Consider the following 10,300-nt stretch of genomic DNA (forward strand, 5'->3'; position numbering starts at 1 on the left):
GCAGTACCGGCTCCTCGATCCTCCCCTGCAAGGGGAGGTGGCAGCGCGTAGCGCTGACGGAGGGGTGTCGCCGCCGGCGAAGCGCGCTCGACTCACCACTCGCGACACCCCTCCGTCACGCCTTCGGCGTGCCACCTCCCCTTGCAGGGGAGGATCGAATGTCCCCCATGCAGCGCCCGCCTACTGCGGGCTGGCGCCTTCCGAGATGTCGGGCAGCTGGCCGTGATCGGCGCCGTCGGCGGGACCGCCGATCAGCACGAAACGGCGGTCGCAATAGCCGCAGTCGACGTAGCCGTGCTCGTCGATCTGGAGCCACACGCGCGGGTGGCCCAGCGCGGCGCCGCCGGGGATGTCGCTCGCGCCGTCGCAGGCGACGCGGGGTTGCGAGACGCGGACGAGTTCGGGCGGCGGCAGCATGGTCGCGGCGATTAGCAAGCGCCGCTGCCCGAGACAATCCCGTGCCGCCGCTCCATGCAGGATTGGCAAGCCCCGCGCGCGCGCCTACCTCCGCGCGCATGACCGACGCCGCCATCGCCATCCGGGACCTGTGCAAGACCTACGCCGGGGTCGGCGGCGCGCCGGGCAAGCGCGCGCTCGACGGGGTCAGCTTCGAGGTGCCGCGCGGCTCGATCTTCGGGCTGCTCGGGCCCAACGGCGCGGGCAAGTCGACGCTGATCAACATCCTCGCCGGCCTGGTCAACAAGACCAGCGGCAGCGCCGAGATCTGGGGCTTCGACATCGACGAGCACCCGCGCAACGCCAAGGCGTCGATCGGGATCGTCAACCAGGAGATCTTGTTCGACCCCTTCTTCACGCCCGTGGAGACGCTCGAGATCCAGGCCGGGCTGTACGGTGTGCCCAAGAGGGAGCGGCGCTCGATGGAGCTGCTGCGCGCGGTCCACCTCGAGGACAAGGCCAACGCTTACGCACGGACGCTGTCGGGCGGCATGAAGCGGCGGCTGATGGTGGCCAAGGCGATGGTCCATTCGCCGCCGGTGCTGGTGCTCGACGAGCCGACCGCGGGGGTCGACATCGAGCTGCGCCAGCAGCTCTGGACCTATGTCCGCGGCCTCAACGACGCGGGCGTGACGGTGGTGCTCACCACCCATTATCTCGAGGAGGCCGAGGAATTGTGCGATCGCATCGCGATCATCAGCGGCGGCCGCGTCATCGCCAACGAGCCGACCGCCGAGCTGGTCGGCAAGGCGCAGGAGAAAGTGGTCGCGGTCACGGTCGACCGCGACGTCATGGTGGTGCCCGAGAACGCGTGTTTCGGGAAGATCGCGCTGAAGGGCACGCGCACGCTCGAGATCACCTACGCCAAGGACCGGGTGAACGCGGGCGAGGTGCTCGGCGCGGTGCAGGCCGACGGCTATGGCATCGTCGACGTCTCGACCAAGGAGCCCGATCTCGAGGACGTGTTCCTCAACCTGACCCGCGCGGCGAGCGGCCGCTAGGGCGGCCCACCCGCACGGACGCTTGAGCCACCGCGCCCGCCCGCGTAAGCGCGCGCGCATGAGCATCATCCCGATCCGCCGCGCGCTCCTGTCCGTCTCCGACAAGAGCGGCATCCTCGACCTCGCCGCCGCGCTCGCCGCCAGGGGCGTCGAGCTGGTCTCGACCGGGGGCACCGCCCGGGCGCTGCGCGACGCCGGGCTCGACGTGCGTGACATCAGCGACCTCACCGGCTTCCCCGAGATGATGGACGGCCGCGTCAAGACGCTCCACCCCAAGGTGCACGGCGGGCTGCTCGCGGTGCGCGACGACGAGGCACACGCCCGGTCGATGCGCGAGCATGACATCGGCGCGATCGACCTCGTCGTCGTCAACCTCTACCCGTTCGAGCAGACCGTGGCCAAGGGCGCGGCGCGCGACGAGGTGGTCGAGAACATCGACATCGGCGGGCCGTCGATGGTGCGCTCGGCGGCGAAGAACCACGCCTATGTCGCGATCGTCACCGATCCCGCCGACTATGCGCTGGTGGCGCGCGGCGAGACCGACCTGGCCGAGCGGCGGATGCTCGCCGCCAAGGCCTATGCGCTCACCGCGGGCTATGACGGCGCGATCGCGCGCTGGTTCGCGGGGACCGACCAGGGCGAGACCTTCCCCGCCACGCTGCCGCTGACGCTGCGCCGCGCCGGCGAGCCCTTGCGCTACGGCGAGAACCCGCACCAGCAGGCCGCCTTCTACGCGTCGTCGGACGGCGTCGCGGGCATCGGCCAGGCCCGGCAGGTCCAGGGCAAGGCGCTGAGCTACAACAATTACAACGACGCGGACGCGGCGCTGGAGCTGGTCGCCGAGTTCCACGACTCGGCCCCGACGTGCGTCATCGTCAAGCACGCCAACCCGTGCGGCGTCGCCACCGGCGCGACGCTCGCCGAGGCCTATCAGGCCGCCTTCGCCTGCGACACGGTGAGCGCGTTCGGCGGCATCATCGCGGTCAACCGCGCGCTCGACCGCGCCACCGCCGAGGCGATCACGGGGATCTTCACCGAGGTGGTGGTCGCGCCCGACGCCGACGACGAGGCGCTGGCGCTGTTCGCCGCCAAGAAGAACCTGCGGCTGCTGCTCACCGGCGCGCTGCCCGACCCGCGCCGCGACGGGCTCACCGCCAAGTCGATCGCGGGCGGCTGGCTGGTCCAGTCGCGCGACGCCGGCGCGGTGGCGCGCGCCGACCTCAAGGTCGTCACGAAGCGCCAGCCGAGCGAGCAGGAGCTGGCCGACTGCCTCTTCGCCTGGACGGTGGCCAAGCACGTGAAGTCCAACGCGATCGTCTATGCCAAGGACGGCGCCACCGCCGGTGTCGGCGCGGGGCAGATGAACCGGCTCGAATCGGCGCGGATCGCGGCGTGGAAGGCGCGGGACGCCGCCGACAAGGCGGGCTGGGCGCAGCCGCGCACGATCGGCTCGGCGGTCGCGTCGGACGCCTTCTTCCCCTTCGCCGACGGGCTGATGGCGGCGGTGGAGGCGGGCGCCACCGCGGTGATCCAGCCGGGCGGCTCGATCCGCGACGAGGAGGTGATCGCCGCCGCCGACGCCGCCGGGCTGGCGATGCTGTTCACCGGGATGCGCCACTTCCGCCACTGAGGTGCTGCCGCGCGCATGCTAGCGCGCCCGTGTTCCCGCGAACGCAGGAACCCAGTGCGGCGGAGCGTGATGCTCGCGGCGCCGGGCTCCTGCTTCCGCACGAGCACGAAGGGGTAGAGGGACCGAACATGAGCCACGACGAGTACGTCTACGACGAGGAGAGCGGCGAGTGGGTCAGCGCCGCCGCGTCGGCGGAGAAGCGGGCCGCCGCGGCCACGGTGGAGGTGCGCGACTCGGTCGGCAACCTGCTGGCGGACGGCGACCAGGTGACGCTGATCAAGGACCTGGAGGTAAAGGGCGCGGGCCAGACGCTCAAGCGCGGCACGCTGATCAAGTCGATCCGGCTGACCGGCGACGCACAGGAGATCGACTGCAAGTTCGACGGCATCAAGGGGCTGGTGCTGCGCGCCGAGTTCGTCCGGAGGCGCTGAGATGAGCTGGCCGCCGCGTCTCGATCCGAGCTGGGAGGCGCCGCTCGCGGCGGCGCTGGATGGCGCGTCGATGGCGGCGCTCCGGGGGTTCCTGCGCGACGAGGCGGCGGCGGGCAAGGCGATCTTCCCGCCCGCCGAGGCGCGGTTCCGCGCGCTGGAACTGACCCCGCTGTCGTCGGTGCGCGTCGTCATCCTGGGGCAGGACCCGTATCACGGGCCGGGTCAGGCGCACGGCCTCGCCTTCTCGGTGCCGCCCGGGGTGAAGCCGCCGCCGAGCCTCGTCAACATCTACAAGGAGCTGGCGAGCGACCTCGGCGCCGCGCCGCCGCGCGACGGCTCGCTGGAGCCTTGGGCGCGGCAGGGCGTGCTGCTGCTCAACACGGTGCTGTCGGTGGAGAGCGGCCGCGCCGCCTCGCACCGCGCGCGCGGCTGGGAGGCGTTCACCGACGCGGTGATCCGCGCGGTCGCGGCGAAGGCGGCGCCGGTGGTGTTCCTGCTGTGGGGCGCGCACGCCCAGGCGAAGGCGGGGCTGGTGCGCGCGGTCGACACGGCGGGGCGCCACCTGGTGCTGTGCGCGCCGCATCCGTCGCCGCTGTCGGCGTACAAGGGCTGGTTCGGCGCGCGGCCGTTCAGCCAGGCGAACGCGTTCCTGGAGGCGCACGGGCGAGGGCGGGTGGCGTGGAGCACCTGAATGGGTCGCGGGCGCAGCGGCGCTCGTTGACGTCCCAGCGCGGACTATCCATCTCTCGATCATGCAGGCCATCTCACACTCCGAGGCGCGCGAGAATCTCGATGCGATGATCGATAAGGTCGTCACCGATCGGGCCCCCCTGGCGATCACGCGAGAGCGCGGCGAGGGCGCCGTCTTGATCTCGGCGAGCGAATGGGCCTCGATCGAAGAGACGCTTCATCTGCTTCGCTCCCCCGTCAACGCTAAGCGACTGTTGGCGAGCATCGCCGAGCTGGAGGCTGGGGGTGGTGGGGAGCGCGAACTTCTACGTCCGTGAAGGTTCAGTTCTCGGCGCGCTCATGGTCGAATATCTCGACCTGCACGCGCGGGACGCCAAGCTGTTTGCCAAGCTCAATAGCCTGATCGAGGAGTGTCGCCGTCATCCGTTCCCCGGCACAGGCAAACCCGAGCCGCTGGGCGGCAATCTATCAGGCTGGTGGTCCCGCCGCATCACGCGGGAGCATCGACTCGTCTATCGGGTCCTTGGCAGTGGTGTCGATCAAGTGCTGCAAGTGGCGCAATGCCGCTATCATTACTGAGGCGGTCGCGCCGGCCGGGGCTTGGCCGGCGCTAATGGCGCCGGTCCGCTCGAATACCGGCCGCTGAGGCATCATCGCGGCGGCCGATCAGTTATCCGCCGCCAGATACACCTCGCCGCCCGTCTCCTTGAACCGCTCGCTCATCGCCGCCATCCCCGCTTCGGCGTCCTCCGCGGCGACGAAGCTGGCCACCGGCGCGTTCTGAGGTTCGGGAGCGCGACCTGCCCCCAGCAGGTCGCTATTCGCCGCGCGCGACGCGGCGAATTCCCGAACCTCCTGCGTGATCTTCATCGAGCAGAACTTGGGCCCGCACATCGAGCAGAAATGCGCGGTCTTCGCGCCCTCCGCCGGCAGCGTCTGGTCGTGGTACGATTCGGCGGTGTCGGGGTCGAGCGACAGGTTGAACTGGTCGCGCCAGCGGAACTCGAAGCGCGCGCGGCTCAGCGCGTCGTCGCGCATCTTGGCCGCCGGGTGGCCCTTGGCGAGGTCCGCCGCGTGCGCCGCCAGCTTGTAGGTGACCACGCCGACCTTGACGTCGTCGCGGTCGGGGAGCCCCAGATGCTCCTTGGGCGTGACGTAGCAGAGCATGGCGGTGCCGTACCAGCCGATCATCGCCGCGCCGATCCCGCTGGTGATATGGTCGTAGCCCGGCGCGATGTCGGTGGTGAGCGGCCCGAGCGTGTAGAACGGCGCCTCGCCGCACGCCTCGAGCTGCTTGTCCATGTTCTGCTTGATCTTGTGCATCGGCACGTGGCCGGGGCCCTCGATCATCACCTGCACGTCCTGCGCCCAGGCGCGCTTCGTCAGCTCGCCCAGCGTGTAGAGCTCGGCGAACTGCGCCTCGTCGTTGGCGTCCGCGATGCTGCCGGGGCGCAGGCCGTCGCCGAGCGAATAGGCGATGTCATACGCCTTCATGATCTCGGTGATCTCGTCGAACCGCTCGTAGAGGAACGATTCCTTGTGATGCGACAGGCACCATTTCGCCATGATCGAGCCGCCGCGCGAGACGATGCCGGTGACGCGCTTGGCGGTCATCGGGATGTACGGCAGCCGCACCCCGGCGTGGATGGTGAAATAGTCGACGCCCTGCTCGGCCTGCTCGATCAGCGTGTCGCGGAAGATCTCCCAGGTCAGCTCTTCGGCGACGCCGCCGACCTTCTCCAGCGCCTGGTAGATCGGCACCGTGCCGATCGGCACCGGCGAGTTGCGGATGATCCACTCGCGCGTGTCGTGGATGTTGCGCCCGGTGGAGAGGTCCATCACCGTGTCGGCGCCCCAGCGGATCGACCAGACCAGCTTGTCGACCTCGCTGGCGACGTTCGACGCGACCGCGCTGTTGCCGATGTTGGCGTTGATCTTGACCAGGAAGTTGCGCCCGATCGCCATCGGCTCGCTCTCGGGGTGGTTGATGTTCGAGGGGATGATCGCGCGCCCCCGCGCCACCTCGTCGCGGACGAACTCGGGGGTGACGTAATCGGGGATAACGGCGCCGAAATCCTCGCCGTCGCGGACATGGCCGGCGAGCCGCTCGCGCCCGAGATTCTCGCGCGTGGCGACATATTCCATCTCGGGGGTGATGATGCCCCGGCGCGCATAGTGCATCTGGCTGACGTTGGCGCCGGCGCGCGCGCGCAGCGGGCGCCGGTTGACGTTGGGGAAGGGCTGAACGCCGCCCGAGCGGTCCGGCCCGAGCTGGCCATTGTCCTCGGGGCGGAGTTCCCGCGCCGCGTAGCGCTCGACGTCGCCGCGCGCCTCGATCCAGGCAGTGCGGCGCGCGGGCAGGCCCGCCATGATGTCGATCGCCGCGGTCGGGTCGGTGTAGGGACCGGAGGTGTCGTAGACGTTGAGCGGCGGCTCGCCGCAGCCGGGCTCGAGCTGGATCTGCCGCATCGCCACGCCGAGCGGCCCGACATGGATCTTGCGCGAACCGCGGATCGGGCCGGTGGTGACACCGATCTCGGTACGGGCGGGGATGTCGGCCATGCGTCTTCTCCTCTCGTCGCGGGGGAAGACGGTGGTCCGGGGACGCCGCTCCACTCCCTACGCCGGTGTCAACCGGATCAGGTTCGGCGGGTCGAGGGCTGCTACCCTCCTCTCAACCGCGGCGTCGGCGGTCCCCCGGGGAAGCCGCCAGCATAGCGGGGATGGGAGCACAAGCAAAGGGGGGTCGGGTCGGGAGAGTGGCCAGAGGATCACCCTCACCCTCGCCCGTCCCATCGGCTTCGGCGATGGGCCCCTTCCCTCTCCCAGAGGGAGAGGGAGGGAGCGGCGAAGCCGCGGAAGGGTGAGGGTGATCCTCCCCCTCAGCTGACGTTGCCCGAGGTGCGCAGCGCCTCGATCGAGTTGTTCGTCCCCGCCGGGAAGAAGCCGCCGCCGATCCCGGCGGTGGTGCGCAGATAGGCGATGTTGTGCACCTGGGTCGACGAGCGGCTGTAGGCGATCCCGTTGCTGTCGGCCAACACCAGGTTGGCGGTGCCGTCGCCGTTGGCGATCCCGCCGTCCAGCGTGGCGCTGCCGTCGAGCGAGTCGCGCGCGGTCGCGATCGCGTTGGCCGCCGCGCGCGCGGTCGCGCCGCGCGCGAACAGCTCGGTGCGGATCAGCCCGGCGTGATAGGCCTCGGCCGCCAGGATGCCCGCGGCCGCCTCCAGATAGGCGGCGCTGGTGATCAGCGGTGACGCGCCCTTATAGGCGGAGACGCCGACGTCCTCGAACAGGAAGGCGGCGAGCAGGAAGTTCTGGTCGCTCTCGTACGGGTCGAACGTGCCGCTGGTCTTGTCGACCAACCCCGCCGCGCGCGCCGCCGCGGTGAACGCGCCCGTCGCCCCGCCGTCGATGTTGATCGCGGGCTGCGCGATCACCAGGGTCGACCCCGCCGCGGTGAGCACCGCGCGCAGCGCGGTGACGTGCGCGATCTCGTCGCCCGCGATCTCGCGCGCGTAGGAGGCGATCACCGGGTCGGAGAAGGTCACCTGCCGCCCGCCGGTGACGTCGCCGCGCGTGCCGACCGCGCCGGTCAGGCTCGCGTCGGGCAGCCGCCGGCCGAACGCCGCGATCGAGTAGAATTGCGCCTCGAGATACTCGAGGTTGAGCGCGAGCTGGAGGATGCCGACATCGGTCGCCACGCCGCTGGTGCTCGGCGTCGGGGTCGGCGACGGGGTGGGCGACGGCGTGTCGTTGTTGTTGTCGCTGCCGCAGGCGGAGAGCAGCCCGAGGCCGCCGGCCGCGGCGGCACCGGCGCCGGCGAGCTTGAGGAAACGGCGGCGCTCGGCGCGCCGCTCGTTGGCGAGATCGAGCGCAGCGAAGACGGAATCCTTGATCATGATGACGGTCCCTCTGTCAGGGCGATACGGGAAAGGCGATCGGGGGCGCGCACGCGCCTCAGGCCGACGCCGCGCTCGTCTTGATGTTGCCGTTGACGCCGGCGGGGAAGAAGCCGCCGCTGCTCACCGCCGCGGCGTTGAGGTAGACGATGTTGAGCGTCTGCCCGGCCGAGCGGCTGTAGGCGATGCCGTTCTCGTTGAGCGGCACGATGTTCGAGACGGTGCCGTCGCTCGTGGTGGTGGAGGCGATGCCCTGGTCGTCGTCGGCGGCGATGCCGCGCACAGCGTCGGTCGTGGCGGTGTTCCCGTCGAGCGTGTCGCGCGCGTTCGAGATCCCGGTGGTCGCCTCGATCAGCTGCAGCGACGGCGTCGCCAGCCCCTTGCGGTACAGCACCGAGCGGATGATCGCGGCGTGATAGGCCTCGACCGCGAGGATGCCCGCCGCGGCCTCGAGGAAGGTCTTGTTGCTGATCAAAGGCGCCGCGCCCTTGTAGGCGGTGACGCCGACGTCCTCGAAGATGAACGCGCCGAGGAGGAAGTTCTCGTCGGAGGCATAAGGGTCGAAGCTCTGCCCCGCCTGGATCAGCCCGGCGGCGCGGGCGGCCAGGCTGAACGCGCTGGTGGCGCTGACGCTGAGGTCGATGGCGGGCTGCGCCGCGCGGGTGGTGTCGCTGAACTGGGCGCGCAGGAAGCGCACGTGGGCGAGCTCGTCGGCCGCGATCTCGCGCGCATATTGCGCCACGAGCGGATCGCTGAAGCTCACCGCGCGGCCCCCGGTCGCCGCGCCGGCGGTGCCGATGCTGCCGCTGGTGTCGGTCGAGGTGAGCGCCGCGCCGGTCGCCGCGAAGGAGTAGAAGTTCGCCTCGAGATACTCGAGGTTCAGCGCGAAGGTGAGCACGTCCGCCTCGGTGAAGGTGGCGGTGGGCGTGGGGCTGGGCGAGGTCTGCGCCTGCGCCGAGGCGGCGAAGGCGGTGGCCCCGATCGCGGCGGCCCCCGCGACCTGGGTGAAGAAGTCGCGGCGCGACTCGCGGCGGCGCGCGCGCGCCTCGAGCGTCTCCATCAACGGCTCACGATCCGGCATGACAGGCCCTTTCCTAGTTGTCCCGACGCCGCTTGCTTGCCACACTGATTAACTGACATCAGGTTGTGTCAGATACGGCGGAGCGACGCGAAGGATGCAGCGAGTGGCGGATAATTTCGACGCTGCCAAGTCGTGACCGCGGCGTCCCCCGACGCGGCGCACGACTCGGCGGCGCGGCGCGCCGAGCTGGTGCGCGTGCTGCTGGCGGTGGCGGCGGAGGATCGCGCCGCCTTCCAGCGGCTGTACCGGCTCACCTCGGCGAAGCTGTTCGGCATCTGCCTGCGTATCTGCGGCGAGCGACAGGCCGCGGAGGACGTGTTGCAGGACGTATACGTGCAAGTGTGGCGCCGCGCGGGCGGCTATGAGCCGGGGCGGGCGAGCCCGATCACCTGGCTGGCGACGATCGCGCGCCACCGCGCGATCGACTGGCGCCGCCGCCAGCGCGCCACCGCGCCGCTCGCCGAGCCGGGCAGCGCGGCCGAGTCCGTCGACCCCGCGCCGCGCGCCGACGCCGCGCTGCTCGCCGAGGAGGAGCGCGCGCGGATCGCCGACTGCCTGGAGACGCTCGAGCAGCGCCCGCGCGACGCGGTGCGCACGGCCTTCTACGACGGCGTCAGCTACGCCGAGCTGGCGGCGCGCGACGGCACGCCGCTGGGCACGATGAAGAGCCTGATCCGCCGCGCGCTGCTGCGGCTGCGCGAGTGCCTGTCCGATGACGCCTGACGACCAGGCCCTCGCCGCCGAGCTGGCGCTCGGCGTGCTCGACGGCGCCGAGCTGGCCGCGGCGCGCGCGCGGCTCGCGGCCGACCGCGCCTTCGCCGCCGAGGTGGCGCGCTGGGACGCGTGGCTGGCGCCGCTCGCGCTGGCCTATCCCGAGGCGACGCCGCCGGCCGAGCTGGAGGCGCGCGTCCTCGCCGCGATCGACTCGCCCGGCGCGACGCCGCGCGCGGGCTGGCGGCGCTGGACCGCGCTCGCGGTCGCCGGGCTCGCCGCCGCGGTGCTCGCGCTGGTGGTGGGGCCGCTGCGCGCGCCGCCGCCGCCCATCCCGGCGCCGGCGCCGGCGCGCCCCGCCCCCGCCCCGCTGCTCGCCGCGCTCACCGTGCCGGCCGGGG

11 protein-coding genes, 1 pseudogene and 1 riboswitch are annotated in these 10,300 nt (G+C 71.5%); of the genes and pseudogenes, 8 read left to right on the plus strand and 4 right to left on the minus strand.

Translation table 11 applies throughout. The annotated features are described in order from the left end of the window. Positions 1 to 180: 180 nt before the first annotated feature. A complete protein-coding gene (locus tag KZ813_RS11565) occupies positions 181 to 417 on the minus strand; it encodes a zinc-finger domain-containing protein (protein WP_183922723.1) in 237 nt (78 codons plus the stop codon). Between the two features lie 98 nt (positions 418 to 515). On the opposite strand from KZ813_RS11565, the gene KZ813_RS11570 reads away from it, so the two are divergent. From KZ813_RS11570 to KZ813_RS11595, 6 genes are all read left to right on the plus strand, one after another. Then, a complete protein-coding gene (locus KZ813_RS11570) occupies positions 516 to 1,457 on the plus strand; it encodes an ABC transporter ATP-binding protein (protein ID WP_219755119.1) in 942 nt (313 codons plus the stop codon). Between the two features lie 58 nt (positions 1,458 to 1,515). Then, positions 1,516 to 3,087 (plus strand): bifunctional phosphoribosylaminoimidazolecarboxamide formyltransferase/IMP cyclohydrolase, encoded by a 1,572-nt coding sequence (gene purH / locus KZ813_RS11575; RefSeq protein WP_219755120.1) that lies wholly within the window; start codon positions 1,516 to 1,518, stop codon positions 3,085 to 3,087. Positions 3,088 to 3,215: 128 nt separating this feature from the next. Further along, on the plus strand, positions 3,216 to 3,518 hold the full coding sequence (locus KZ813_RS11580; protein ID WP_219755121.1) for an alkylphosphonate utilization protein: 303 nt from the start codon (positions 3,216 to 3,218) through the stop codon (positions 3,516 to 3,518). A gap of 1 nt (position 3,519) precedes the next feature. Then, positions 3,520 to 4,209 (plus strand): uracil-DNA glycosylase, encoded by a 690-nt coding sequence (gene ung, locus KZ813_RS11585; protein WP_219755122.1) that lies wholly within the window; start codon positions 3,520 to 3,522, stop codon positions 4,207 to 4,209. Positions 4,210 to 4,270: 61 nt separating this feature from the next. After that, positions 4,271 to 4,525: a type II toxin-antitoxin system Phd/YefM family antitoxin gene (locus tag KZ813_RS11590; protein ID WP_219755123.1), complete on the plus strand. Its 255-nt coding sequence runs from the start codon at positions 4,271 to 4,273 to the stop codon at positions 4,523 to 4,525. Between the two features lie 22 nt (positions 4,526 to 4,547). Then, positions 4,548 to 4,787, plus strand: coding sequence for a Txe/YoeB family addiction module toxin (locus KZ813_RS11595; RefSeq protein WP_258046666.1), 240 nt, complete (start codon positions 4,548 to 4,550; stop codon positions 4,785 to 4,787). Positions 4,788 to 4,874: 87 nt separating this feature from the next. Here the strand turns inward: KZ813_RS11595 and thiC are convergent, their stop codons facing one another. The 3 genes from thiC to KZ813_RS11610 form a co-directional block, all read right to left on the minus strand. After that, complete coding sequence (thiC, locus tag KZ813_RS11600) at positions 4,875 to 6,770, minus strand: phosphomethylpyrimidine synthase ThiC (RefSeq protein WP_219755124.1); 1,896 nt, start codon at positions 6,768 to 6,770, stop codon at positions 4,875 to 4,877. 37 nt (positions 6,771 to 6,807) lie between these two features. Beyond that, a riboswitch (TPP riboswitch) is annotated at positions 6,808 to 6,918 on the minus strand. Between the two features lie 172 nt (positions 6,919 to 7,090). Continuing rightward, positions 7,091 to 8,107 carry a ferritin-like domain-containing protein gene (locus tag KZ813_RS11605; protein ID WP_219755125.1) on the minus strand — a complete coding sequence of 339 codons (1,017 nt, stop codon included), beginning with the start codon at positions 8,105 to 8,107 and terminating at the stop codon, positions 7,091 to 7,093. A 58-nt stretch (positions 8,108 to 8,165) separates the two neighbouring features. Continuing rightward, positions 8,166 to 9,188, minus strand: a complete 1,023-nt coding sequence (locus KZ813_RS11610; protein WP_219755126.1) for a ferritin-like domain-containing protein — start codon at positions 9,186 to 9,188, stop codon at positions 8,166 to 8,168. A gap of 132 nt (positions 9,189 to 9,320) precedes the next feature. On the opposite strand from KZ813_RS11610, the gene KZ813_RS11615 reads away from it, so the two are divergent. Both KZ813_RS11615 and KZ813_RS11620 read left to right on the plus strand, forming a co-directional pair. Next, positions 9,321 to 9,911, plus strand: a complete 591-nt coding sequence (locus tag KZ813_RS11615; protein ID WP_219755127.1) for a sigma-70 family RNA polymerase sigma factor — start codon at positions 9,321 to 9,323, stop codon at positions 9,909 to 9,911. Beyond that, positions 9,901 to 10,300, plus strand: a pseudogene (locus tag KZ813_RS11620) (anti-sigma factor); the annotation flags it as partial. The gene KZ813_RS11615 and the pseudogene KZ813_RS11620, both read left to right, overlap by 11 nt.

This window comes from Sphingomonas folli (assembly GCF_019429525.1).
Lineage (GTDB): Bacteria > Pseudomonadota > Alphaproteobacteria > Sphingomonadales > Sphingomonadaceae > Sphingomonas > Sphingomonas folii.